This is a genomic window from Pseudodesulfovibrio piezophilus C1TLV30, from assembly GCF_000341895.1.
GTDB classification, from domain to species: Bacteria; Desulfobacterota; Desulfovibrionia; order Desulfovibrionales; family Desulfovibrionaceae; genus Pseudodesulfovibrio; species Pseudodesulfovibrio piezophilus.
The window spans coordinates 695,531-722,114 of the sequence record NC_020409.1; the positions used below are offsets into that span (position 1 = coordinate 695,531).

Here is a 26,584-nt window from a genome sequence, read left to right on the forward strand (position 1 = left end):
AATGCGCTTGACTACCCGCCTTACTCTTCTGATCAGCGCATTCGCACTTTTTCTCCTCGTTATTACGGCCTTTGTTTACCAGCAAAGCTATAATGCACTGAAGGATCGCATCATTTTCGATAGTAACCTGGTGGGAGACAAAATCACTGACAGACTGCACCATAATTTCATTTTTACTGAAGAATACATCAAATTTTTCGCCATTACGAAAGGAGCGGACATGCTCTCGTCCGCCAAGCATATCGGATATGACGAACTTTCAGATCAGCTAAGACAATACTTCATTAATTTTTTTGAAACCGAATTCGGTTATCGCCTGTTCCGCGATATTCAGTTGACTGACTATGAAGGAAATGTTGTCGCATCCACAGCACCAGTCAACGAAAATATCGCTCACCAGGATTGGTGGAAAGAAGTCAAAGAAAAAGGAACAGCCTTTTCCTTTACCAAACAAAGGAGTGGTGCAAAACTTCTCACATTTGCCGTGAGCATTGTTGATAACAAAAAGGTTACACAAGGTGTGGTTCGAGCCAATTGCACAATGACAGCACTCGTCAGAGGCGGAGGAATGGAAAAAGTCGAAATGGCGACACGCCGAATAGACCTCCTGACGCCTCAAGGTGAATTCCTTTACTCTACAGCCCTACATAGAACTTTTGCCCACTATGCTGATACAGCGTTGTTCAATAAAATCAAGAATGGTCAAAATTCCTTTGTCCATAGAACAAAATCAGGGCTTAAAGAACTGATCATTGCCAAACCACATCTGCATCATCACAGTCGTGATTTCCCTTGGATTCTAGTATTACACCTCGATTACCATAAACTTTTCGAACCTGTTCTCAATCTTCGTTGGTGGATAGCAGCTGGCATGAGTGCGCTCGTTCTCACCGCCGTAATTTTCTTTATTATGGTCAAGGATATTACGAGTCGAAAAGAATACGAACAGGCTCTCCTAAAGAATCAGCAGCTTTTGCAAGCTATTCTCGAAGGCATTGAAGCTGCAGTTCTCTTTATTGATAAGGAGACATTAACTATCACTTGGGCAAATACCGTTACAGAACAGATCTTCGGTGTTCCACTCAAAATTATCATTGGAGATTCCTGCTATAAATACCTCTGCCCTCATACTGAAGGGACAAAAGAACATCAATGCTCTGCCCTTGAAACAAATAATCTGCATGCAGAATTCAAACTGCATAGGCAAGATAATCGTATCATTCCGGTGATCAAAACTGTTCTTGAACTGGAAATACATGATCGCCCCCACTATGTCGTGACCATGTTCGACATAACCGCACGCAAAGCCATCGAACGGCAATTGGCGCATGCCCAAAAGCTTGAAAGTATAGGGAGTCTTGCAGCTGGAATCGCACACGAAATCAATACACCTTCACAATTTATCGCGGATAATCTGCGATTTATCAGTAGTTCCTACGAATCGCTGAGTAAGCTTTTGACACTAAGCACCGCGATCTGTGAATCTGAAGCGAATGGCCATGATATTGAGGGAATAGCCCATAGAATGAATATGTTACAGGAAACTATTGATATCAAGTTTCTGCTCGAAGAAACACCTTTGGCCATTGCCCAATCCAGAGCAGGAATCGAACGGATAACGACTATCGTCCAGGCAATGAAACGATTCTCGCACCCTGGGTCAGACTCACTACGCCTCGCCGATATCAATGAAGCACTAAAGAACACGAGTGAAGTCTGTAGAAATGAATGGAAATATCATTCAGAAATATTTTTTGACCTTCAACCGAATCTTCCTCTTGTGCCTTGTCTCATCAATGACATCAATCAGGTTTTTCTGAATCTGATCATAAATGCGGCTCACGCAGTCAAAAAAAAATACGAAGAAATTCAAGGAAAAGGGAAAATAACAATACATACCGAAGTCAAAGGAGATCATATTATTATTCAGATTAGTGATAATGGTATTGGCATTCCCAAAGCACTGTTAGAAAGAGTCTTTGATCCTTTCTTTACGACGAAAGATGTCGGAGTGGGGACTGGTCAGGGACTCGCTTTAAGCTATGGTATCGTGACGGATCGACACAAAGGCACTATTGAAATACAAAGTCGAGAAGGAATCGGCACTGATTGCACTATCAGTTTACCACTTGGCAAATCCGGAGAAGCCTGATGCAGAGTCAGATACATATTCTTTTTGTTGATGATGAACCGAACGTTCTCGCCGCTCTCAAACGCATGCTGCGAGCAAAACACGATGAATGGGCAATGGATTTTATCGAATCAGGTAGTAAAGCAACTAGAATGCTTGAAGAAAAAACGTATGATGTCATCATTTCCGACATACGTATGCCTGGTATGGATGGGGCAGAACTTCTTACTCGAGTCAAAGAAAAATATCCGGGAATCATTCGAATAGCACTCTCCGGTCAGGTCGATCTCAATGAAGTCATTCGCAGTATTCGCGCAGTTCACCAGTACATATCCAAACCGTGCGAAGCCGATAATTTGATAGAAAAAATAGAAGGAGCACTCCTCTCCCGCTCAGTTCTGACTGACGAAACCATGCTCAACCTTGTTACTGAAATAGAATCCCTCCCAGTCATCCCAAGAGTTTTTCAAGAAATACAACTTGAATTAAACAGCAAAGCTCCTTCCATCGACAAGATAGCAAGCTTCATTACTCAGGATGTCGGATTGGTGGCTAAAATTCTTAATCTAGTCAATTCTCCCTTTTTTGGTCTGCCATCACATATTGCCTCAGTGCATCAAGCTATTACCATGCTTGGATTGGAAACGATTGAATCCCTGGTGCTCTCCACACACCTTTTTTCAATGTATGATGAATCAACACTCCCCAACTTCAATCTGACCCTTTTATGGGAGCACTGTTTTCGAGTGTCGAATATCGCACGACTGATAGCAGAATGCGAAGGGGAGGACAGAAGGCTAGTTACGCAATGCAGAATGGCAGGTCTGCTGCACGATGTAGGGAAACTAATTCTGGCAAGCTACTTCCCTGATAAATATGGTGCGGTACTCAATATAGCCGCGACCAAAGGGGGCCCCGTCTATGACTTGGAGCGGAAAGTATACAAGACTTCCCATGCCGAGGTCGGTGCCTATCTGATGGGCTTGTGGGGAGTCTCTCCTGAAGTTGTCCACGGGATCGGTTACCATCACTCTCACAACAAGATGGACAGAAGCCTGACCATGTACCTTTCAGTGGCAAATATCATTGATCACAATTTTGTGGTTTTTAATGATGATTACGTCAAGATCAAATTAAAATCAGGATTAGCCCCCATTATCCATGATGAATCCAAGATGTTAAAGTGGCTCAAATACCTTGAGGATCACTGGTTTGGAGTTGGAGAATTTTATAGTGCAGACCCTGAATCAATAAAAAATATGCTGACAAGGAGTAAAGAATGAGCGCCCGCGTACTTCTCGTAGACGACGAACCCAATGTGCTCTCAGCGTTACGTCGCCAGTTGCGTGACAAATACGAAATTGAAGTGGAACAAGACCCTCAAGCGGCGCTCAAACGGCTGGATAGGAGTAATCCTTTTGCTGCCGTAGTGTCAGATTATCGAATGCCAAAAATGAATGGCATTGAATTTCTCAATGAAGTGAAGCGCCTCAGCCCTGAAACAACTCGGGTCATGCTCACAGGATATGCAGATCTTGATAACGCTATCCGAGCTGTCAATGATGGCAATGTCTTTCGATTTCTCACAAAACCATGTGAAAAGGAAACATTGCTCCAGCACGTCAACGAAGCCGTCAAGCAATATGAATTGGTCACAGCCAAACGAGTCTTGCTAGAAAAGACTCTCAAAGGAAGTGTTGAACTGCTCAGTGAAATTACATCCATGGTCAATCCCCATGCCGGAGAGCAGATAAACCGGGTCAGACGCTCCGTCAAATATCTCGCAATGAAAAAAGAAGTTAAGGATTTATGGCGATATGATATTGCGACCATGCTCTGTCAGCTAGGAACCCTTATATTACCCCCCGGCACACTGGACGCCCTTATCAGCGGAGCAGAACTTTCCCCGGAACAGACCCAGATGTACGAAATGCATCCTGGAATTGCCCAGAGCCTCCTCTCCAAACTGCCTCGTATGGGCGCAATTGCTGATATGATTGCCTATCAACTCAAAGGATTTGATGGATCAGGAACCCCAAGAGATGCCAAAAAGGAAGATGATATCCCACTCGGGGGACGTATCCTTAAAATCGCTCTGGATTACGATCTGGCCCTTCAGCTTGAAAAAAATCCCCAGCAAGCATTCCTGAGCCTGGAAAAAAACAGTGATTTCTACGATCCCGAGTTGATGTATTATCTTGAAGGAATGCTTGGAGTGGAAGCACGGTACGCCATTAAGACTATCCGAATTACTGAGCTTGAGCCTGGTATGGTCCTCCATGAAGATGTCATCTCGAATCAAGGTGCGATGCTTCTGCGCAAAAGCCTTGAGCTTGATAAAGACAAAATTGGACATATTCAAATGTTCGCCCAAAAAGTCGGTATCAATGATGAGATAACTGTCCTGGTTCCTGAACAGGAAACCGAAGAGGCTGAACAGGCAGTTGAAGAACAAACCAATTAGTACTGTAACAAAAACAACAAACCGGGAGTGAAGGAGATAAAACCTTCTGCCCTGCCGGTTTGTTGCAAGAGAAAACCACTCAATATCAATTCTGTTCTTCAAAAGGCAACTTGACTATAAACGTACTCCCTATACCAAGCTTGGACTCAACAAGCATTATGCCGCCATGCATGTTCACCACGACATTATGTGCAATAGCCAATCCTTGCCCTGTCCCTTTGCCCACATCCTTGGTCGTGAAGAATGGGTCAAAAACACGTTCCATTATATCAGGAGACATACCAATTCCTGTATCACTGACCTCAAGAACAGCCATACTCCCTTCCTGATAACTTTTGAGCGTAATGGTCCCTCTCTCTTCCCCTCCGGCCCCTTTAGTTTCAATTGCATGGGCACTATTGACAATAAGATTCAAAACGACCTGCCCCACCTCTCCCTTGAGACAAAAGATACTCGCAAGGGTATCATCAAGATAATATTCAATATCGGCAATATATTTCCATTCATTAGTGGAGACAGTTGCCGCGTCCTGGGCTATTTTATTGAGGCTGTGATAGCTCTTTGAGACTTCACCGGGGTGAGCAAGTTGTTTTACAGATTGAACAATTTCTGCAATTCTTTTAAGACCGGCTTCGGATTCACTCAATGCATTAGGCACATCCTCTGAAAGATATTCTATTTCTTTAAGATCAAGCGTCGACTCGGCTTGAGCCTGCAAACCCTCATCCGGGGTATCTTTGCATCGCTCCAATATATAATGAACCAACTCCCGACTCCGCTCCATCATCTTTGAATAAGAATCAAATGAGTCACCCAAGAATTGAAGATTCGATGTGACATACTGCGTTGGCGTGTTTATCTCATGTGCAATTCCTGCCGCCAATTCCCCTATTGATTCAAGCTTTTGAGCTTGTCTCAATTGTGCTTCAACGACAAGTTGATCAGAGATATCCCTTGCCACGCAGACATACCCTGTGGTTTGTCCGTCATGATTGCGGATAGGGCCGATATTTGCTTCCTGAGTATACCGTCGACCATTCTTTCTCAGGTTGACAAAACGCCCACTCCAAGCCTCACCGCGAGCTATAGTTTCCCATAGCTCCTTATAGAACGCCTCGTTCTGGTCATCGCTTTTGAGGATGTTCGGAGTCTTTCCTAATGCATCCTGCCGAGAAAAGCCCGTAATCACTTCAAATGCAGGGTTGACGTAGGTAATGATTCCCTTGATATCTGTAATAATCACTACTTCAGCAGCCTGTTCCATGGCTGCCGTCAGTTGCCGCATGGCCTGCTCCGCCTCTTTTATGGGCGTTATATCTGTAAATGTAAGGACCTTACCTACAATTTCCTTTTGTATACTCCGTAAATTGACAATCTGTCCCAAGACCCAAATTTCGAGGTTTTCTTTGGTCACCAACCGCATCTCAACTTGGTTGGAATGAACAAATTTCCCCCGAAGCCACTGAGTTTTGACAACAGCCTTATCATGAGCATGGATTCGATCCAGCCACCCTTTTCCAGCGAGGTCCACAGCTGTTGTTTGGGTCATCTCATGCATACGCTCATTGGCGTAAATAAGATTTCCCTCCATGTCCGTGATGGCAATCCCCACAGGTGAAGCCTTGGCTATGGCACGAAAACGCTCCTCAATCTCTCGCTGAGCCTCATTGGCACGATGCAATTTGGTGACATCACTCCCGATACAAAGCAATTCACGAGGGCGACCATACTCTTCAATAAGACGAACAGTCCATGAGACCCAACCATTGCTATCATTATAGAGTGTCAACGCCGACTCACTATAGTTTTCCCCCTGCTCAAAGAATTGAAGAACAACATCAAGCCCCCCATGTCCCTGTGCAGCTCCTAAAAATGACATGAAATCCCTACCGACCAATTCTCCTTCCTCACCAACTAGTAATTTTCGAGCAAAAGAATTGGCAAAAGTAATTTTCCCATCTTCATTTATCCTAATAATCAGGCTATTCGCCCCCTGGACCAAATCACGATAGTTCTGTTCACGAAGTTGGATATCCCTGATGATCGGTTCACTGAGTTTGAAAAAGACAATCAACCCCAAAAGAGTCAACGCTACTCCTACGCCGAAAATAATGAGGTTGGCTCTGATAAAGGGTTCCTTAATCTCATCAATATCAATTTTTGCCACCAACCCCATGGTTTCATCCTGAAAAAACAAAGGAGTGTAAGCTGCCAAAACTTCTATTCCCCTGTAATCAAGGGCGATCACAGTTCCAGTTTTCCCCTCCAATGCAGCCTTCATTGGGATAGCATAGTGATTCTCGTAAGAGATTTGCGCGTTGGAATTGGCTGGCGTTACTGCTTTGCCATTCACAACCAGAAAGCTGACATCCTCGTCAGACTTTCGACCGATCGTCAATTCGCCAGCATCGCTCTCTATCTGAAATTTTGTATACGCATGACTCAGGTGGTGCAAAAGAGTATCCAAAGGAACGCCACCAACCCCATCTCCTTCAACACCCTGTGCAATCTGTCCTAATTCCGTCAGTAATGCAGCCTGGCTCTGTACGAGTTCATGCAGGCGAACTTTCTGCTCATTAAGGGATGTTTCATACAACAAATATGTACTGAACATGGACACTGCTCCCACCAGCAGGACCATTATCAAAGCCAGTGATGCGAATCGACGTTTGCGGCCAACCATTCTATCCCCTCTCTTCATGATCCAAACACACACGACACAAGTCGAGCTTCAGCTGAGCTTACGAGAGATATGGCATTCATGCATTTATTTTCTTTATTAAAGAGAATCATTCCACATGAAACGATGCTGTGAGGTTGCGAACGCAATCGGGATATAAGAAAAGTCTTAAAAAGTTTCAGGCCTCAATGGGAAAAAGAAATTTTGTTTTGATCACCATGTCTGACACGAGTCAGTTTTCCCCTGACCAATTTGAGAAGGGATTCACCAGCTTCAACAAGCTCTCCACTGTTATCGATGGTTTGAAGAGAAGGATGTTCAACCCCAAAGGCGTTTGCCCGTTGCAAACGACTCTCAATCTCCTCACCACTTTCTCTTCCTCGGGCCAAAAGCCGTTGGCGGAGAATTTCTGTTTCAACAGTAACCAAGATCGGTACAATATTCGGATACCGTGATGATGCTTCAGAAAGATATGCCCTTGAACCATTCATGATTACGGGAAATCCGGCATCCATCCACAAATCAATTTCCGCGCCGATCCCATATCGAAATCCATGACTGTCCCACTGGAGCGCAAAAAGATTCCTATCCAATCGAGCCTTAAATTCATCAGGGTGCAAATAAATGTGATTCTCACTCCCAAGGGTAATGGGTCTGGTTATATATCTGTGGGCAAAGATTGCTTCTTTTCCAGGGCATCGTGCCCTTGCATAATTTATGACGCTGTCTTTTCCGCAACCAGACGGTCCGACAACATAAATCAATCGTCCATTCTTCACTGTTCAACCTCTTTTTTGCCAAATGGAATACGATGAATGAGCATAAAAGGTGTCTTTTTGCTCTGTTGATAAAAAAGACACAATTCACTGACGAAATGAGACTGTTTTCTCAACCTCCAAGTATGGTCGTTGAGGCTTCTGATAAGCTTCTTTCGCATCTTCCGGTCACGTATGGAGTCAGTCAGAGTCAGGTGAAAATGGAATTCGCTTAAAACAAATGGATATCCCCATCGAGCAAGAAGCCGCTCCTGGACAGGGGTAAGCCCCTTGGCTCTCCTTCGCTCCATCTCGGCAAGCGTCGGTTGCTCACGAAAAGAATCGAAAGCTCGCACACAAGAATCTGCAAGTGAATTTATTTGTTCATAATCCTCAGGAACCAACGCTAAAAAATTGCCGATTTCTATTATGTTGAAACCTTCGAGAAAGAATGCCTTCTGCTGTTGGGCAAACTCCGTAGCATGACGGATCAACTGCCATTCCGTGCAGGATGATGACAAAATGAATGGAGCAACAAGAGTTCCATGAAACCCATATTGTCGCGGCACAGTCGTTAAGCGAAGAATGTCTTCCGAACTGATTGTACGGAGTCGAGGGGACTCGAAACACTGTCCGGATTCAGCACATCGTGCCAACCACCATTTTCCAAACTGATCAAGATCGCTGTCTTTTTCAGGTGAGAAATAGACCGCAAACCGTCCTTCCATCACATTACCTTAGCTTCCCTTTCATACTTGTCGTGGAAATCCTCGACAAAAGTCTTCTGAAATATTCGAAGGCCACTCAGATACACCCCGAAGACCAATCCCACCAATCAAATCGCAGACGCCCAGCTTTGATTATACCGGCGATCGAAAATCATTTTTTGTAACTCATGAATACAAGTCCATTTGATTGGAAAAAACACAGAACCAAGTCTTTTTTGAAACAAAAATGACAATAAAGTTACAACTCGTTGAAATTATATTGAAAAATAGACAAAAACAAAACTTGTCTAATGCCTGTCTTTTGATCCTGCAGTATCCATCGACTCACGAGATATCGCTGCATATGACATTTCGAATGACAAACAAGGATTTGACCCAATGATATCATGCAGAGGATTCAACAACAATCTGTACCCAATCACTGGCAAACAAACAGACCCCGTATTCGATAGGCTTACCATCACCAATGACATTGACACTCTCAGTGATCAATACAGGCCTCGTTTTGGGCTGGCCAAGTTCCCTTGCCTCTTCCGCTGTTGGCATTCTGCTGATTATCCGCGTTTTCTTGCGAAAATAGTCGTGCACCCCAAAAGTTTTCATGGTCCGGGTAATCGACCCTGTTTCCACATAGACATCTGCCATCCTGGGAAAAATCGACCGAGGGAAATAGGAATGAGAGTAGTTAATTCGACGCCCATCGGCTTCTCCCGCGCTTGTGATACACGTGACCAGAGAACCTGTTGTGACTTCCAACGCCTCGGACACAACTCCATCTGCTTCCATATCAACGGAGGAAATAAATACATTTCCGGGAACACGCCTTTGTTGGGACAAATTTTCACTAAACCGAGTTCGCCGCCCCACAGGGTAATGAATGATCGGCTCCCGAACAAATACCCCCCGTCCATGTTCTATCCTGACAAGCCCTTCTTCCTCCAAAAAAGCGAGAGCACGTCGCAGAGTGTGTCGGTTCACACCGAATTCACCAGCAAGATGATTTTCAGAGGGCAGACGGTCACCCGGAGCAAAGACGGCGGACGCAATATCCTTCTCCAACCTCGAACAAATCTGTCGCCACAAAGCAATACCGGTCCCACGAGCGAGCATCACCTTCACCTCCTGAAAAGACATGCTGATTCCAGCAGAATCACAGGCTCCAATGGATGTCCAGATACCCCGAAAGGATGTCACTGAAATGGAACAGAACAAAGTCACCAACAATGCAGATGGTCTTGAGATAAACCGGAAGAAATGGATGGGAATATTGTCAAGAACACACCCACAATGTTTACAGGATGCTCTTGCAGGCTTAGGCAGTCTACCTGAATACGTCTACCTGCGAACCCCGGAAACAGGTATGATCATGATTCGCGGAAAAGCCGATGGAACGGGGCAGCAATTCAATCTTGGTGAAATGACCATGACACGCTGTTCCATAAAAACGGGCGCTCACCTTGTAGGACATGGATATGTCATTGGGCGCGATAAACGTCACGCGGAACTGGCAGCATTCTATGACGCACTGCTTCAGTCCGATGAATATGGTCCTACCATTCTTCGAGAAATACTCTCTCCCTTACAAGCTGAAATCGAAAAGAAGTGGCGAACCCAAGCCCAAAAAACTGCTGCAACCAAAGTGGATTTTTTCACCATGGTTCGCGGCGAGAACTGAGGCACACATATGCAAGAAACTCCCCTCAAAACAGCTGATCAGAGTTACACGAACTCTCCTCAGGATAACCAAAGAATTTTCAGAGCCATATTGAGAACCATGTCCAGTCCGGGGACAGTGACAGCCCTCGGTCATTGGCCACAACCACCAGCTCTCTTGCATCCTGCCGCTGCTGCAGTTTGCCTGGCCCTGACAGATATGGAAACACCTCTTTGGATTGATCGAGACGCCCCGGAAGAAGTTCGCTCCTACCTTCAATTCCACTGTGGCACTCCCATCATAAGCGACCAAAAGGCAGCTGCCTTTGCTATTATTCTGGACGGGATAAAAATCCCAGACCTCGAGAAGTTCAATCCTGGAGAATTTGAATATCCAGACCGCTCAGCGACTCTTATCATTCAGGTTGGGGCCATCGAAGTCGGTAATGGAATTTCTTTGACCGGACCAGGAATCAAGGATTCAACACAGATACGCGTAGGCGGATTAAGCTCGACCTTTTGGCATGATCTCCAAATAAACAATAAACGGTTCCCACTCGGATATGATGTGATTCTGGCTACAAGCACAGAAATAGTATCACTCCCCAGAACAGTTCAGGTAGGAGCTTAGTATGTACGTCGCCGTCAAAGGAGGGGAACGGGCCATCGAAAAAGCCCATCGCCTCATGGCCGAGGAACGACGTGGGAATGTTAGTATACCAGAGCTGACGGTCAAACAGATTCTGGAACAAATGACACTCGCTGTGGACCGGGTCATGAGCGAAGGGTCGTTGTACGATCCTCAACTGGCAGCCCTTGCAATCAAGCAATCACGAGGAGATTTGGTCGAGGCAATCTTCCTGTTGCGTGCCTATAGAACCACCCTTCCTCGTTTTTATGCTTCCAATCCGATAGAGAGCACATCCATGCATATTCGGCGTCGTATCTCTGCGACCTTCAAAGATATTCCTGGGGGGCAAATACTCGGTCCCACGTTCGATTACTCCCACCGATTACTCGATTTCAAGCTCGCGGCCGAGTCTGAAGCTCCTGAAACCTCAATTGGTGAGATGCCTGATAACCCTATGCCTCGAGTCATGGATATCCTGAAAATTGAAAACTTATTGGGAGAACTGGAAGAGACTCCAAAGACTGTCGGTGATATCACCCGTGATCCCATATCTTTCCCTGTAAACCGAGATATCCGGCTTCAAAACCTCGCTCGAAGTGACGAAGGATTCCTGCTCGCTCTCGGATATTCCAGCCAACGTGGATTTGGAGATAATCATCCCTTTGTCGGAGAAATACGCATGGGAGAAGTTCCAATAGCCATTATTCCTGACGAACTCGGTTTTGAGATCGAAATAGGCGAAATCACTATCACTGAATGCGAAATGGTGACCAGTTTCACTGATTCTCAATCTGAACTTCCACACTTCACAAGAGGATATGGACTTTCCTTTGGGTATAATGAACGAAAAGTTTTAGCCATGTCTTTGGTAGACCGCTCTCTGCAGGCACGAGAATTAGGCGAAGAAATTTCGGCTCCATCACACGATGAAGAATTTGTGCTCTCCCATAGTGACAATGTCGAGGCTCAAGGTTTTGTACAACACCTCAAATTACCCCACTATGTTGATTTTCAATCAGATTTAATCATGATTCGCTCCATGCGCGATGCAGTTCTTGCTCGTAAAGCGCAAGATAAAAACGAGGAGTAAGCATGAAGCCCACATATGACAGATCATCCACATCGTCTCCAATCCCTGATGATGGATACAACTTCTGCTATCTGGATGAACAAACCAAAAAAATGATCCGCCGTGCGATTCTCAAGGCTCTGGCGATCCCCGGTTATCAGGTTCCTTTTGCCGGACGAGAAATGCCCATGCCGTATGGCTGGGGAACAGGCGGCATCCAACTCTCAGCCAGCGTGATCGGTTCCGATGATATTTTCAAGGTCATTGATCAAGGGGCGGATGACACGACAAATGCCATTTCCATCCGCCACTTCTTTTCTCGAGTCGCACAGGTCAAAACCACTGAACAGACTGAAAAAGCTACCATAATCCAAACTCGTCACCGAATCCCGGAGACGCCGCTTTCCGAAGGCCAGATCATGATCTACCAGGTGCCTATACCTGAACCTTTACGTTGGGTCGAACCGAGGGAATCTGAAACCCGAACCATGCACGCCCTCCAGGAATATGGGATCATGCATGTCCAACTCTATGAAGACATTGCAAAACACGGCCGCATTACGACCAACTTCATGTACCCGGTGACCGTTAACGGCAGGTACATCATGAGCCCCTCACCCATTCCCAAATTTGACAACCCCAAACTTCATATGAGTCCAGCCCTTCATCTTTTCGGAGCTGGCAGGGAAAAACGAATTTACGCAGTCCCACCCTATACGGATGTCAAAAGCCTTGATTTCGAGGACCACCCTTTCTCGGTAGAAACATGGAAAGAATGCTGCGGGCTCTGCGGAGCCAAAGACAGCTACCTGGATGAAGTTATCCTCAATGATAATGGAGAAAAAATGTTCGTCTGTTCAGATACTGATTACTGCTCAAAACGCCAATGCAAAGGATATGTTGGTTCCATGGCCAATCGGACAGATATAATAACACTCAAAAAAGAAAAAAACTTTCCGGAGTCTCCTCATGTTTAAGAGACCCCATCCACTGATCACAACGAGCGGACTTTCAAAAAGTTATGGTGAAATGATCGGATGTCACAATATTGATCTGGAACTCTGGCCCGGAGAGGTTCTGGGGATTGTCGGAGAATCAGGGTCAGGGAAGTCAACACTTCTGGGATGTCTCTCCGGAAAACTCAGTCCAACATCCGGGAAGATTGAATATCAATCCACGGAATTCGGACTTATAGATATTCATTCCGTTATTGAACCGATCAGACGTAAATTGATGCGCACCGAATGGGGCGTCGTTCACCAAAATCCACGCGATGGCCTCCGACTGGGAGTGACTGCCGGAGCCAATATAGGTGAACGACTCATGAGCACCGGACTCCGCAACTATAGCAAGATACGATCAAAAGCTCTCTACTGGATGAGAGAAGTCGAGCTTGAAACCGATCGAATTGATCATTTTCCAAGAGAATTCTCGGGAGGGATGCAGCAACGTTTGCAAATAGCTTGCAATCTTGTGACCTCCCCCAAATTAATATTCATGGATGAACCAACTGGAGGACTCGATGTCTCAGTGCAGGCGCGCCTGCTTGATCTTCTGCGCGACCTGGTGACACGGCTCGGCCTCTCCGTGGTCATAGTCACCCATGACCTTGCTGTAGCCCGACTGCTGGCACACAGGCTTATGGTAATGAAAAAGGGTGAAGTCGTCGAGACCGGACTCGCGGATCAAGTGCTTGATGACCCACAGCACCCATATACTCAACTTCTTGTTTCTTCCATACTCCAAGCATAGGGAATTGATTCATGTGTACCAGAATTTCCATCAATAATCTGAGTAAGACATTCACGTTGCATACTCAAGGAGGCATTGTCATTCCGGTATTCTCTGCTCTTAATCTCGATGTGCAAGCCGGAGAATGCGTCGCCCTGTCGGGCCACTCCGGTTCTGGAAAGTCCTCACTCATTTGCTCCCTCTATGGCAACTACAAGCCACAATCGGGAAGCCTCAAAATACTCCATAACAAACAGTATGTTGATGTCTTGACAGCCAATCCGCGAGAAATTCTTGAAATACGAAAACAGACTCTGGGTTATGTCAGTCAATTCCTGCGAGTGGTCCCAAGGGTTTCTGCTCTTGATGTTGTTGCAGAACCATTTTTCAATCTTACAAGTGATCGAAGCTCTGCGCGTGAGCGTGCGGCGTCTCTCTTAAAACGACTCAACATCCCTGCAACACTCTGGTCCCTTCCACCTGCCACGTTCTCAGGAGGAGAACAGCAGCGCATTAATATAGCACGCGGTTTCAGCCTTGAATATCCCATCCTCCTTTTGGATGAACCAACGGCTTCACTGGACGCGGAAAACTGCGAAAGAGTGATTGAGTTGATAAGAGAAGCCAAATCAAGAGGGACTGCGATTGTTGGAATTTTCCATGATAAACATGTCCGCAATTTGATCGCGGACAGACTGTTTCACATGAGTAGCTTCAAGGAGGCTGCATAAATGAATCTTATCATCAAGAATGCTCGTATCGTCCTGCGCGACGAGATTGTGACTGGCGCACTCCGCGTCTGTAACGGCATCATTGATGCCATTGATACAGGCCCATGCTCACATAAATCAGCCGTTGATTTCAACGGAGACTACCTGCTGCCTGGTTTTGTCGAACTCCACACAGATAATCTTGAGCAACAACTCGAACCGCGGCCGGGAGTCTTCTGGCCTGACCCGTTAAGCGCCGTGCTCGCCCACGATGCGCACATGTTCACAGCAGGCATCACCACAGTCTTTGATGCTGTCTCATTAGGGGAATACCATGACGGGCCAAAACGAACACAAATTCTCGACATGAGTATCCACGCCTTAAACAAAGCCCGTTCTACAGGAATCCTCAAGTCAGACCATAAACTCCATCTACGTTGCGAGTACTCGGACCCAAAAGTCATGGATTTTCTTAGCCCCCACATAAATGATCCAGTCTTGATGCTTGTCTCGCTCATGGACCACACACCAGGACAACGCCAATTCACGGACACTGACGTCTATCGTAAATATTATAAGCAAGGATGGAGTGACAAAGAATTTGATGAAGTTTCCCAGCGCCTTATTACGACTCAACGATCGTGCGCGGAAGGTAACAGGCAGATGATAGTTGAATTATGCCAACAACGAGCTCTCCCCCTGGCCAGCCATGATGATACGCTGGCCGTACATATTACCCAAGCCAAAATGGAAAAAGTTACCCTCTCTGAGTTCCCTACGACACTTCTGGCAGCGTCACTTGCCCGCAAAGCGGGCATTAAAATTGTCATGGGGGGGCCCAATGTTGTCCGAGGCAGTTCTCACTCCGGAAATGTTTCTGCCAGGCAACTCGCCGCCGAAGGATTGCTGGACATTCTCTCCTCGGATTATGTACCGACCAGCCTCATTTCAGGTGCCTTCACACTGAACAGAGAAATGGACATTCCGCTGCACCAGGCAATTGCACTTATCAGCCTGAATCCAGCCCAAGTGACAGGGCTTCATGACAGAGGAGAGATAGCGCTCGGCAAACGGGCCGACCTTGTTCGTGCCCGAGAAGTGGAAAATATCCCCGCAGTGTTACAAACATGGTCTACCGACTCTCCAACGTCCTTTGAAATAAACCAAAAAAATGCGGCGTAAGTGCAACAACATCGCGCGTAATTCACATCAAACAGTAACAGAACCTCAATACCACCGTAGCCGAAGTCGGATATGCTGACACAATGTGTGAAGAAAAGTGTCATCCACTATAATCCAACCCGATCTTTTATAGCAGTTACGGAGCCGCCAGATGAAATCTCTTGAATTGCCCAATAACCGGACAGCACAAGCCATCCAGGCCACAAAATTATGCAAGGTCTATCCGAACGGAACACAGGCCTTGAAAGATGTCTCCCTTACCATCAACGACAACGATTTTGTTGTCGTCATAGGTCTTTCCGGAGCCGGAAAATCAACCATGCTCCGTTGTCTCAACAGACTTATCCGTCCCACTTCGGGACAGTTGTCACTCTTTGGCGAAGAAATTACCACTGTAAACGGAACAAAATTGAAACAGGTCCGCCGCCGTGTAGGCATGATCTTCCAGCAATTCAATCTCGTTCGCCGCCTGACTGTCCTAGAAAATGTTTTGGTCGGCCGTCTTCGTTTCAATGCAGGTCCCATCAATCGGGGGCTTTCCATCTTCAGGATCTTTCCCAAGCATGAACGGGAATTCGCCTTCGAGTGCCTCAAGCAAGTCGGTATTGCCGATCTGGCCTATCGTCGAGCCGATGCTCTTTCGGGTGGTCAACAACAACGCGTGGCGATCGCCCGTTCCCTCGCTCAAGAACCAGAGGTCTTTCTGGCAGACGAACCCATTGCCAGCCTTGACCCTAGAAGTTCTGAAACAGTCATGCAAATTCTTTCCCAAATTCATGAAGAAAAAGGCATCCCGGTCCTGGTCAACCTCCATCATATTGACTTTGCCCAACGCTACGGCAAACGCATCCTTGGCATGTCCAAAGGAGAGTTGATCTTTGACGGCACAAGTAGGGACCTCGACACGACAACGGTCTCTTGCATCTACGGAGATAAAGCTGATGAAGCTCTGGAAGAGCTGTCCGCAGCGTGATCAATAGACGATTCCTTCACTCTGCCATGACAGCATGCTAACAATTTTAACAGAACCCAGGAGAGTCTCAATGTTTGGTAAATTCCTCAAAATCTTTATGGCTACAGCTCTTGTACTGACTTTTGCCTTGCCCGGTTTGTCGCGTGCCGACAACTCTGCATGGCCCAAAACCATCAAATTAGGATTTATACCTACCGAAGGGGCTGCCGACTCTGCCAAACGCGCTCGCCCTATTGCCAAAAAATTGGAAGAAGCCCTCGGTGTGAAAGTGGAAATATTCACAGCTTCTGATTACAATGGTATTATCACTGCCATGGCAAACAAGCACATTGATTTTGCATATTTCGGCCCTAAAAGTTATACAGAAGCAGCTGAAAAAGCCAATGCGGAAGCCCTCGTCATGGAACTGAACAAGAAAGGGCAACCTGGGTATACCGGTCTGATTATTGTTCGCAAGGATTCCGGTATCACCAACATGGATCAGGCCAAAGGAAAGACCTTTGCTTTCACTGACCCTAATTCAACTTCAGGATTCCTGGTTCCCAACGTACTTTTTGCTCGAGACATGAAGGTTGACCCCAAAAAATACTTCAAGGAAGTTCGCTTCTCCGGATCTCACGGTGCGTCAATCCTCGCTGTCAAAAACCACTCCATCGAAGTTGCCGCAACCAATAATATTGACTTGGACCGTATGATAGAAAAAGGATCCGTTTCCCTTGATGACTTCACTATCATCGAACGTTCAGACCTGATCCCAGGTGCTCCCATGGCCGCCCGAAAAGATCTGCCGGAAAGTCTCAAAGCAGCTTTTGCCGGAGCTCTGTTGCAGATTAATGATGATCCGGAAGCACTTAACGTACTTCAAAACGGTGGCTACCGTCACACCAACGACGCCGACTATGACATCATTCGATATCTGAAACGCCTCAAAAAGCAGTTAGCTCAGCAATAGCCATGAGCCAGGATCTGACACTCGAACAGGTTACTCCCAGGAAGAGCTTTATCCAGAAGCTCGCCCTGGGGGGCCTTATGACACTTATTTTTGCAGTGCTCGTCGCTTCATACATTTCCACGGATATTGACCCGTTCAAACTCTATGAAAAAAGACACAATGCCTTTGAATATCTCTTTGGCAGAGAACTGAACGAGGTAGACAGACAATCCGCTTTGGACCAGGCCCGCCGTTTACCCGAGATTATCGCCTTCGAAGAGTCCTATCAGGAAGTCAAAAAAAGACATCTGGCCCAAGGGCAAAAACTGGACCCAGTCGCCATGCAGCGAGAAGCACGGAAGATTGCAGAGACTCGCATGGCAGCAGTCTCTCCGGCAGAAAGAGAAGCGATAGTTCAAGAGGAATACACACGTATTTCGGATGAAAAGACTGGCGGGTACTTTCCACCTGAAACAGCACGGACACATATAAAGGAATATACAATTGCACTTATAGAAACAATGGCCATCGCCATATGGGGAACACTCATCGCTTTTATCGCCGCCATCCCCATGGCCATGTTTGCAGCAAAAAACACCCTGGAGTTGATGATTCAGGGTGATGGAACCCACCAAAGAATCATCCGATGGTTTGGACAGTTTACAGCCCGACGCATGCTTGATTTCTGTCGAGGATTCAATGAATTTGTCATGGCACTGATCTTTGTAGCCGTCATAGGGCTTGGCCCATACGCCGGAGTCCTCGCCCTCGCCATTCACACCTTCGGCATTCTCGGCAAAGTCTTTTCAGAAGCAATTGAGCAAATCGAGGCTGGACAGGTGGAAGCCGTGGCCGCATCCGGCGCAGGACCAGCTCAGATAATGGCCTTTTCCGTCATCCCCCAAGTCATGCCTCTTATTGTCAGCTACACACTCTTACGCTTTGAAGCCAATGTTCGTTCAGCCACCATTCTCGGTTTTGTTGGAGCAGGCGGCATCGGATTTCTGATGTTTGACAAGATAAACGGCTACCTTTACCGCGAAGTCTGCACCATGATGATCATGGTCATCGTATCGGTGACACTGATCGACTATATGTGCGGTATCCTGAGAAGACGTTTTGTCTAACAGACAAGGCTTTCTGAATAATGTGAAAGGCAGTTCTTTGAACTGCCTTTTTTGCTCCCACTCTTCTTATGATTGTGTATCTCACAACCTGTTGCCATAGTGCCAAATCGCCAGCAAGTTCATATAGATTGCACGAATACGACTTGAAAACATAGACAAACCCAATAGTAAAACATAGAAACATTCGATACAAAACCCGTGTTTGACCACCAAAAGGGAGACAGCATGTCTGAAACACATCATGAAATGTGGGAAAAACTCAACCTTGATATTGATGCGCACGATGCCCTGCTCGGAGTCCTGGGGAAATTTTACGGGGATATATACATGTCCCAAGAGAACAGGCTCAAGGGTGCTGAATATCTTGATTTTGTTTTATCAGAGGTTCATGGCCTTCGCATTAAGGAACTGCAGGATGCTCAAGCGGAAGGACGAAAAGTCATTGGATCATTCTGTGTCTTTGTCCCTGAAGAAATAACCCTCGCAGCAGATGCAGTCCATGTTGGTCTCTGTGCAGGAGCCGAGGCTGGAACGGATTTGGCAGAGCAGCTTGTTCCCAGAAACACATGCGCTTTGATCAAATCTTTCATCGGCTTTAAAATGGCCAAGATTTGTCCTTTTATTGAATCAAGCGATCTGATCGTTGGAGAAACCACCTGCGATGGCAAGAAAAAGGCTTATGAAACATTCAATGAAATAGCCCCGACATATGTCATGGAAGTCCCGCAGACAAAAACGGATGCGGCCAAAGCCCTCTGGAAATCTGAAATTCTCAGATATATGGCCGAGGTGGAAAAACTCACAGGGAAAACCATTACGACGGAAAAGCTCAAGCAGGGAATCAGTATTACGAACGATAAACGCCGTGCTCTTCAACGCCTTACTGCACTGCGAAAAGCTTCCCCCGCTCCCATCTCTGGTCGCGATGCCTTGCTGATCAACCAAATCAGTTTTTATGATGATCCAATCAGGTTTACGACTAAAATCAATGAACTCTGTGAAGAACTCGAACAAAGAATCAACGATCAGGTGGGAGTCGCTCCATCCAACGCGCCGAGATTGTTGCTTTCCGGCTGTCCCATGGCCGTTCCCAACTGGAAGCTCCCATATGTCATAGAGAGCTCGGGTGCGGTCATAGTTGGCGAAGAGTCCTGCATAGGGACCCGCAATTCTCGTGACTTGGTCGATGAATCTGCCAGTACCATGGAAGAAATGATAGACGCTCTCGTGGAACGTTACATGAAAATCGACTGTGCCTGTTTTACTCCAAACAATGAACGGCTCGAGAATGTAACGGCCCTCGCAAAAAACATGAATGCGGATGGAGTGATCCATTACAGCCTGCTCTTCTGCCAACCCTACGCCCACGAAGCCCTTAAAATTGACAAAGCACTCCAGGCTGAGAACATTCCAATGCTTTCCATTGAAACCGACTACTCCATGGAGGATGTCGAACAATTAAAGACTCGGGTGGAAGCCTTTATGGAGACTCTTGCGTGAAAATCGGAATCGACATCGGCTCCCGCTCTATAGAGTTGGTAGCTCTTCGCGATGGAAAACTCTGCCACTCTGCGCGAGTTCCAACGACATTCGACCCAATTTCACAGTGTTCCAAACTGTTGGATGGATTGCGCCCAGCCTCCTTGGTCGGGACCGGTTACGGACGCAATCTCATCCAACGTTTGGGGCTGGAATGCCCATGCGACACAATCACGGAAATCAAAGCTCATGCCATTGGGGCATTCTCGTTGTTTCCCCAAGTACGGACAGTCCTCGATATAGGAGGACAAGACACCAAAGCTGTCTCCATCTCCGCAGGACGAGTCTTAAAATTTGAAATGAATGATCGATGTGCAGCCGGAACCGGTAAATTCCTGGAATACACAGCCGGAGTTTTTCAGATACCGGTTGAAGACTTTGGGAGTTATGCCATGAAAGGACACAATCCCCCGGAAATAAGCTCTATCTGCACAGTCTTTGCAGAAACGGAAGCCACATCCCTCATGGCTCGTGGAGAATCTCCCGAAAGTATTGCACTGGGATTACATAAAGCCATCGTCAAACGAACCATTACGATGATGCGCCGTGTCGGCCTAAAAACCCCAATTGTTTTCTCTGGCGGTGTAGCAAATAATCTCTGTGTTCTCTCCTTACTCGCTCATGAAACTGGAGCGGCCCTGGGGGAAGAACTGCTTGTCCCTGATGAACCAGATATGATTGGCGCTCTTGGTGCTGCCTTGCATTGTGAAACCCTTACCAGATCGAACTCCCCCTCAGCTAATAAGATCTTCTGATTCGATATTTTTGATCAATTTGATCCCTCCTGGCGATCCAGAGAACAATACCAAGGGAATTGTGAAATCCGATTATCCTCTACATCGCTTAACCCAAACGTCCTGACCCTGATGACCACCGCTAAATCAGATAAAACAATCGAGTTTGACACATAGTTCCTCTTTAGTGTTGACTTTTTCGAAACGAAAACATAAATCCCGCCATCGGTCGGTGACAGGCTTTGCCTCTTCATTTGACAGGTTCGACTATAAACCGAAAAAATTCCAATTAAATGGAGGATTTATGAGTGACCCCTTCACTGGAAAGATGGACCGCTGAACGGTCCGCAGAACTCTACGGCGTCCGCGAGTGGGGCGCTGGTTTCTTCGGCATCTCCGATAAAGGTGAACTTCAGGTAACTTCATCTCCCGCATGTTTTGACAATGCGGTCAGTATTCCTGAGATCATCGCTGGAGTTCAGGAGCGCGGGCTTGATATGCCTGTTCTGCTTCGCATCGAGAATATCCTCGACACACAAATTTCCCTGCTCAACGACAGCTTTCAGGCTGCCATCCAGAGTCTCGACTATCGAGGCTCATATCTTGGTGCATACCCTATCAAGGTTAACCAACAGCAGCAGGTAGTGGAAGCCGTGACTCGTCACGGCAAAAAATACCACCATGGTCTGGAAGCCGGGAGCAAGGCCGAACTGATAGCAGCCATGGGTATGCTTGGCGATACCGAAGCAGTCCTCGTCTGCAACGGCTACAAGGACGAAGAATTTGTCGACCTTGGCCTTCATGCGACCCAACTGGGTTTCCAGTGCATTCTTGTTGTGGAAATGCCGGGCGAGCTTCCGTTGATCATCGAACGCTCAAAAGCCCTCGGAATCAAACCCATCTTGGGAGTGCGAGTCAAACTTTCCTCCCAGGCGAACGGTTTATGGGCCGAGTCAGGTGGCGACAGGTCTATTTTCGGTCTCAATGTAGCGCAAATCATCGACGTCATCGACAGCCTTAAAGAGGCTGATATGCTCGACTGCCTGCAACTGCTCCATTACCATCTGGGATCACAGATCCCGAACATTCGAGAGATACGTAATGCCGTGGCTGAAGCCACCCGCGTTTACGCCGGACTGGTAGCGGAAGGCGCAGGAATGCGTTATCTTGATTTGGGGGGTGGGCTTGCTGTTGACTACGATGGTACCCAAACCAACTTTATGAGCAGTCGCAACTACTCGGTCAATGAATACTGCGTCGATGTAGTGGAAGGTGTCATGACCGTCCTTGATGAACAGAAAATCGACCATCCAATCATCATCACCGAATCTGGACGCGCTCTGGTTGCGTATTATTCGATGCTCCTTTTCAATGTGCTTGATTCTGCACGATTTGAACCTGAGCCCTTGCCGGAGAGTCTCCCGGAAGGAACGAATATTCATATTCAACACCTCTTTGAAACATTGCAGGTCCTCAATATCCGTAATGTTCAGGAGTGTTTTAACGATATTCTCTACTACCGAGATGAAGTACGCCAGGCATTCAATCACGGAAAAATGACGTTCCGAGAGCGCGCTCTTGGTGACAACGTTTTCTGGGAAACTATTAATCGAATCGCCTCATTGGCCAAAGACCTTCACGCCCTCCCTCACGAATTGGAAGGGATTACAGAAGCATTGTCTGACATTTATTATTGTAACTTCAGCGTGTTCCAATCTCTTCCTGATGCCTGGGCAATAGGACAGCTCTTTCCTGTCATGCCTGTGCACAGGCTCAATGAGAAACCGGTACGTGAAGGATTGCTGGCAGACATTACCTGTGATTGCGATGGAAAAATTGATCGTTTCATTGATAGCCAGGGAGTCAAACGGACCATGCGCCTCCATGAATTGAAAGAATCCGAAGAGTATTACCTCGGGGCCTTTCTTGTCGGTGCCTATCAGGAAACTCTTGGTGATCTCCATAACCTGCTTGGTGATACGAATATTGTCACAGTCAGGATCAAGGAGAATGGGGAATTTGACTTTGTCGGCGAATTGGAAGGAGATACGGTAGAAGATATTCTTTCCTATGTGGAATATGATACCAAAGCTCTGTTCAATCGATTTCGTGAAACTGCTGAAGAAGCGGTTCGACAAGGACGCATCACCCCTATCCAGAGGCGTGAAACTCTCCGGGCCTACAAAAATGGGCTTCAGGGTTACACTTACTTCGAACGATAAGCATACTCTTTCAAGAGATATATGAGGATACGACAATGTCCAAAGTTCTGATCATCGGCGCTGGTGGCGTCAGCAGCGTGACGGTACACAAATGTGCCATGGCCCCTGAGATTTTTTCCGATATCCACCTCGCAAGCCGAACCAAATCCAAATGCGATGCCATTGCTGCGTCTGTTAAGGAACGGACCGGTATGGATATATCGACCTCGCAGCTGGATGCAGACAATGTCAATGAGACAGTCAAACTCATTCGAAAAGTCAAACCTGACCTTCTCGTCAACCTGGCCTTACCATATCAAGATCTTCCACTCATGGATGCCTGTCTTGAAGCTGGCGTTAATTACCTTGATACTGCCAACTACGAACCACCGGACGAAGCCAAGTTCGAATACAAATGGCAATGGGCCTATCAGGAGCGCTTCAAGGAAGCCGGCCTCATGGCCCTGCTTGGTTCCGGATTTGACCCAGGTGTCACCAATGTTTTTGCTGCCCATGCCATGAAGCATCATTTTGATGAAATCCATGAGTTGGATATCATCGACTGCAATGCCGGAGATCACGGCCAGGCCTTTGCCACCAACTTCAACCCGGAAATCAACATCCGGGAAATCACGCAACGCGGCCGGTATTGGGAACGCGGTGAATGGGTAGAGACAGATCCCCTCGCTTGGTCCATGGATTATGAATTCCCAGAGGGGATCGGCAAAAAGAAATGCTATCTAATGTACCATGAGGAATTGGAATCCTTGGCACTGCATATTAAAGGTCTTAAACGAGCCCGCTTCTGGATGACCTTTGGGGATCAATATCTGACCCATCTGCGTGTGCTGGAAGGAATTGGCATGACGTCTATCGAACCGATCAATTACAATGGGCAACAAATCCAGCCACTTCAATTTCTCAAGGCTATCCTGCCTGAACCAGGTTCCCTTGGCCCCTTGACCAAGGGCAGGACATGCATAGGCAATGTCATGAAAGGTCTTAAAGATGGCAGGGAAAAGAAGATGTATGTTTACAATATATGCAGTCACGAAGCAGCATATGCAGAAGTCGGTTCTCAGGCCATCTCATATACAACGGGTGTTCCGGCCATGATAGGTGCCATGATGATGCTCACTGGCAAGTGGACCGGCAACGGCGTTTTTCATATGGAACAATTCGACCCTGATCCATTCATGACTGCTCTGAATCAATACGGGTTACCGTGGCAGGAAGTGGAGCTGTAGTGAACGGACACCTGGAATACCGTTTTGCCCCCACCGAGGTCGAAACGCCAAGCTATGTTATCGACGAAGGATTGCTCAGAGATAATCTAGCAATCCTTTCCTCGGTCAAGGAAAGGGCTGGGTGTAAAATTTTGCTCGCCCTCAAGTGCTTTGCGATGCACGACATATTCTCAATATTGGCGAAAACGCTCGATGGAGTCTGCGCCAGTTCTCCACATGAAGCAAGGCTGGGACATGAAGAATTTGGCAAAGAAGTTCATACCTTCGCTGCCGGATATTCTGAAGCTGACATCCATGCTCTATGCTCTATCAGTGATCACATTGTCTTTAATTCATTTGCTCAACTCGACCGATTCCGCCCTCTGGTCAAAAAAATCACAGCTGACAACGGTCGAAAAATAGAACTGGCCCTGCGCATCAACCCAGAACATTCAGAAGGAACCACACCTCTTTATGATCCCTGCGCTCCCGGCTCTCGATTAGGCATTCGCCGGGATCAATTCAACTCACAAAATCTGGACGGAATCGCCGGTCTTCATTGGCACAATCTCTGCGAGCAGGATGCGGATTGCCTAGAGCGCACAATAACCGCCGTAGAAAAACAGTTTGCGGGCATTCTCCCGCTTATGCGCTACGTCAATTTCGGTGGTGGGCATCATATTACCCGCCCTGGCTATAACGTTGAACTCCTGATTGAACTCATATCCCGCTTCAAAAAAAAATGGGATGTTGAAGTCTATCTGGAACCAGGCGAAGCCGTCGCACTGAATACGGGATATCTTGTCACGACAGTCCTTGATATTATCGAAGCAGATATGCCTGTGGTCATTATGGATTCCGCTGTCCCCTGTCATATGCCCGATGTGATTGAAATGCCATACAGACCGCATATCGTGTACTCTGCACCCCCCAATGCCAAAGCCTGGACCTGTCGAATAGGCGGACCATCCTGTCTTGCCGGAGATATTGCCGGAGAGTATTCTTTTGATACTCCCTTGAGTATCGGAGAAAAAATCATATTCACCGACATGGCTATTTATACGATGGTTAAAACCAATACATTCAACGGCATCCCATTACCGTCTATATACCGGTTTGCTCCCGAAAAAAATCTTCTCACCCTTGTCCGTCAATTCGGCTATGCCGAATTCCGTGACAGACTTTCCTAGGAGATGACTCATGGCATCACATTTTCTCGCTGGTGAAATTCAAAATGCAAAGCCAGAAAACGCCACTTTCCATGTGATCCCAGTTCCCCTTGAAGCATCGGTTTCCTATGGCGCAGGGACTGCGGCAGGCCCCGAAGGAATTCTGACTGCTTCAAGACAACTGGAATTATGGGACGGCACAAGCGTCCCTGCCAACTTTGGCATTCACACAGCTGATCCGGTGGACTGTTCCGGGAAGATAGCAAAAACACTGGACCGCATTGAAGATGCCGTGGCATATGCTCTGGAATGCGAAGCCATGCCACTTGTCCTTGGCGGAGAGCACACCGTGACCTTGGGGGCATTACGCGGTATGAAACAGGCTCGACGCAAGTTTGGAGTAGTCCAATTTGATGCACATGCAGACCTTCGAGATACTTACGAAGGTTCACCCTACAGCCACGCTTGTGTCATGCGACGGGCTACGGAAGACCTGAACATTCCCGTTTTCCAAATTGGAGTACGCGCCCTGTGTGAAGAAGAAGCGGTGTACCGCCAAAAAAACGAAATACCACATCTTGATGCTCGCCAACTTCATCTCAAAGGTATCCCGACGCACATCCTTCCCTCGGACTTTCCGGACAGGATATATATATCCTTTGATGTAGACGGACTGGATCCCTCAGTGATTCGTTCCACAGGCACACCGGTTCCCGGTGGCCTGAATTGGCACAATACTTTGACACTTTTGGAGCGTATTCTGGAGAACAGAACACTTATTGGTGCCGATGTTGTCGAACTCGCTCCACAATCTGGTGATCATGCTTCAGACTTTGCAGCAGCACAACTCGTTTATACCCTGCTGGGATTATACGAAACACCCTAAGTCTATTCCTATCTCTTCAACTGGAGAGTCTACAACTCTCCAGTTGAAGAGATAGGTCCCCCCC

23 protein-coding genes are annotated in these 26,584 nt (G+C 46.9%); 19 read left to right on the top strand and 4 right to left on the bottom strand.

Translation table 11 applies throughout. The features are described 5' to 3' along the window. Window position 1 precedes the first annotated feature (1 nt). Genes BN4_RS17005 through BN4_RS03425 form a run of 3 tightly spaced genes read left to right on the top strand, consistent with a single transcriptional unit; the run spans window position 2 to window position 4,595 of the window. The gene (locus BN4_RS17005; RefSeq protein WP_015413955.1) at window positions 2–2,152 is read left to right on the top strand and encodes a sensor histidine kinase; all 2,151 of its coding nucleotides are present in this window, start codon (window positions 2–4) and stop codon (window positions 2,150–2,152) included. Further along, window positions 2,152–3,414, top strand: a complete 1,263-nt coding sequence (locus tag BN4_RS03420; RefSeq protein ID WP_015413956.1) for a response regulator — start codon at window positions 2,152–2,154, stop codon at window positions 3,412–3,414. Before BN4_RS17005 ends, BN4_RS03420 begins: the two co-directional genes overlap by 1 nt. After that, window positions 3,411–4,595 (top strand): HD domain-containing phosphohydrolase, encoded by a 1,185-nt coding sequence (locus tag BN4_RS03425; RefSeq protein WP_015413957.1) that lies wholly within the window; start codon window positions 3,411–3,413, stop codon window positions 4,593–4,595. Before BN4_RS03420 ends, BN4_RS03425 begins: the two co-directional genes overlap by 4 nt. Before the next feature lie 85 nt (window positions 4,596–4,680). On the opposite strand, the gene BN4_RS03430 is transcribed toward BN4_RS03425, so the two are convergent. The 4 genes from BN4_RS03430 to phnF all read right to left on the bottom strand — a co-directional run bounded on the left by BN4_RS03430 (window position 4,681) and on the right by phnF (window position 9,868). Next, entirely contained in the window at window positions 4,681–7,278 is a 2,598-nt protein-coding gene (locus tag BN4_RS03430) for a PAS domain-containing sensor histidine kinase (protein WP_015413958.1), read from the bottom strand. A 182-nt stretch (window positions 7,279–7,460) separates the two neighbouring features. Then, complete coding sequence (gene phnN / locus BN4_RS03435; protein ID WP_015413959.1) at window positions 7,461–8,054, bottom strand: phosphonate metabolism protein/1,5-bisphosphokinase (PRPP-forming) PhnN; 594 nt, start codon at window positions 8,052–8,054, stop codon at window positions 7,461–7,463. Next, window positions 8,051–8,758, bottom strand: coding sequence for a DUF1045 domain-containing protein (locus tag BN4_RS03440; protein ID WP_015413960.1), 708 nt, complete (start codon window positions 8,756–8,758; stop codon window positions 8,051–8,053). Before BN4_RS03440 ends, phnN begins: the two co-directional genes overlap by 4 nt. Window positions 8,759–9,142: 384 nt before the next feature. Then, a complete protein-coding gene (gene phnF / locus BN4_RS03445; protein WP_015413961.1) occupies window positions 9,143–9,868 on the bottom strand; it encodes a phosphonate metabolism transcriptional regulator PhnF in 726 nt (241 codons plus the stop codon). 22 nt (window positions 9,869–9,890) lie between these two features. On the opposite strand from phnF, the gene phnG reads away from it, so the two are divergent. The 16 genes from phnG (at window position 9,891) to speB (ending at window position 26,520) form a co-directional block, all read left to right on the top strand. Continuing rightward, window positions 9,891–10,433: a phosphonate C-P lyase system protein PhnG gene (gene phnG, locus BN4_RS03450; protein ID WP_015413962.1), complete on the top strand. Its 543-nt coding sequence runs from the start codon at window positions 9,891–9,893 to the stop codon at window positions 10,431–10,433. 9 nt (window positions 10,434–10,442) lie between these two features. Continuing rightward, complete coding sequence (gene phnH / locus BN4_RS03455; RefSeq protein WP_015413963.1) at window positions 10,443–11,042, top strand: phosphonate C-P lyase system protein PhnH; 600 nt, start codon at window positions 10,443–10,445, stop codon at window positions 11,040–11,042. Between the two features lies 1 nt (window position 11,043). Then, window positions 11,044–12,132 carry a carbon-phosphorus lyase complex subunit PhnI gene (locus tag BN4_RS03460; RefSeq protein WP_015413964.1) on the top strand — a complete coding sequence of 363 codons (1,089 nt, stop codon included), beginning with the start codon at window positions 11,044–11,046 and terminating at the stop codon, window positions 12,130–12,132. A 2-nt stretch (window positions 12,133–12,134) separates the two neighbouring features. Beyond that, window positions 12,135–13,088 carry an alpha-D-ribose 1-methylphosphonate 5-phosphate C-P-lyase PhnJ gene (locus tag BN4_RS03465; protein WP_015413965.1) on the top strand — a complete coding sequence of 318 codons (954 nt, stop codon included), beginning with the start codon at window positions 12,135–12,137 and terminating at the stop codon, window positions 13,086–13,088. After that, the gene (gene phnK, locus BN4_RS03470; RefSeq protein ID WP_015413966.1) at window positions 13,081–13,863 is read left to right on the top strand and encodes a phosphonate C-P lyase system protein PhnK; all 783 of its coding nucleotides are present in this window, start codon (window positions 13,081–13,083) and stop codon (window positions 13,861–13,863) included. The genes BN4_RS03465 and phnK overlap by 8 nt, the downstream gene beginning before the upstream one ends. Before the next feature lie 11 nt (window positions 13,864–13,874). Beyond that, a complete protein-coding gene (gene phnL / locus BN4_RS03475; RefSeq protein ID WP_015413967.1) occupies window positions 13,875–14,573 on the top strand; it encodes a phosphonate C-P lyase system protein PhnL in 699 nt (232 codons plus the stop codon). Further along, complete coding sequence (locus BN4_RS03480) at window positions 14,574–15,734, top strand: alpha-D-ribose 1-methylphosphonate 5-triphosphate diphosphatase (protein ID WP_015413968.1); 1,161 nt, start codon at window positions 14,574–14,576, stop codon at window positions 15,732–15,734. A 151-nt stretch (window positions 15,735–15,885) separates the two neighbouring features. Beyond that, complete coding sequence (gene phnC / locus BN4_RS03485; RefSeq protein WP_015413969.1) at window positions 15,886–16,707, top strand: phosphonate ABC transporter ATP-binding protein; 822 nt, start codon at window positions 15,886–15,888, stop codon at window positions 16,705–16,707. Between the two features lie 70 nt (window positions 16,708–16,777). Beyond that, window positions 16,778–17,659, top strand: a complete 882-nt coding sequence (phnD, locus tag BN4_RS03490) for a phosphonate ABC transporter substrate-binding protein (protein WP_015413970.1) — start codon at window positions 16,778–16,780, stop codon at window positions 17,657–17,659. Between the two features lie 2 nt (window positions 17,660–17,661). Next, window positions 17,662–18,765 carry a phosphonate ABC transporter, permease protein PhnE gene (gene phnE, locus BN4_RS03495; protein WP_015413971.1) on the top strand — a complete coding sequence of 368 codons (1,104 nt, stop codon included), beginning with the start codon at window positions 17,662–17,664 and terminating at the stop codon, window positions 18,763–18,765. Window positions 18,766–18,990: 225 nt separating this feature from the next. Continuing rightward, window positions 18,991–20,265: a double-cubane-cluster-containing anaerobic reductase gene (locus BN4_RS03500; RefSeq protein ID WP_015413972.1), complete on the top strand. Its 1,275-nt coding sequence runs from the start codon at window positions 18,991–18,993 to the stop codon at window positions 20,263–20,265. After that, window positions 20,262–21,059 carry an acyl-CoA dehydratase activase gene (locus tag BN4_RS03505; RefSeq protein ID WP_015413973.1) on the top strand — a complete coding sequence of 266 codons (798 nt, stop codon included), beginning with the start codon at window positions 20,262–20,264 and terminating at the stop codon, window positions 21,057–21,059. Before BN4_RS03500 ends, BN4_RS03505 begins: the two co-directional genes overlap by 4 nt. 287 nt (window positions 21,060–21,346) lie before the next feature. After that, window positions 21,347–23,260: a biosynthetic arginine decarboxylase gene (speA, locus tag BN4_RS03510; RefSeq protein ID WP_015413974.1), complete on the top strand. Its 1,914-nt coding sequence runs from the start codon at window positions 21,347–21,349 to the stop codon at window positions 23,258–23,260. 35 nt (window positions 23,261–23,295) lie between these two features. After that, the gene (locus BN4_RS03515; RefSeq protein ID WP_015413975.1) at window positions 23,296–24,486 is read left to right on the top strand and encodes a saccharopine dehydrogenase family protein; all 1,191 of its coding nucleotides are present in this window, start codon (window positions 23,296–23,298) and stop codon (window positions 24,484–24,486) included. Beyond that, window positions 24,486–25,655 carry a carboxynorspermidine decarboxylase gene (gene nspC / locus BN4_RS03520; protein WP_015413976.1) on the top strand — a complete coding sequence of 390 codons (1,170 nt, stop codon included), beginning with the start codon at window positions 24,486–24,488 and terminating at the stop codon, window positions 25,653–25,655. The genes BN4_RS03515 and nspC overlap by 1 nt, the downstream gene beginning before the upstream one ends. A gap of 10 nt (window positions 25,656–25,665) precedes the next feature. Continuing rightward, complete coding sequence (gene speB, locus BN4_RS03525) at window positions 25,666–26,520, top strand: agmatinase (protein WP_015413977.1); 855 nt, start codon at window positions 25,666–25,668, stop codon at window positions 26,518–26,520. The last annotated feature ends 64 nt before the right edge of the window (window positions 26,521–26,584 follow it).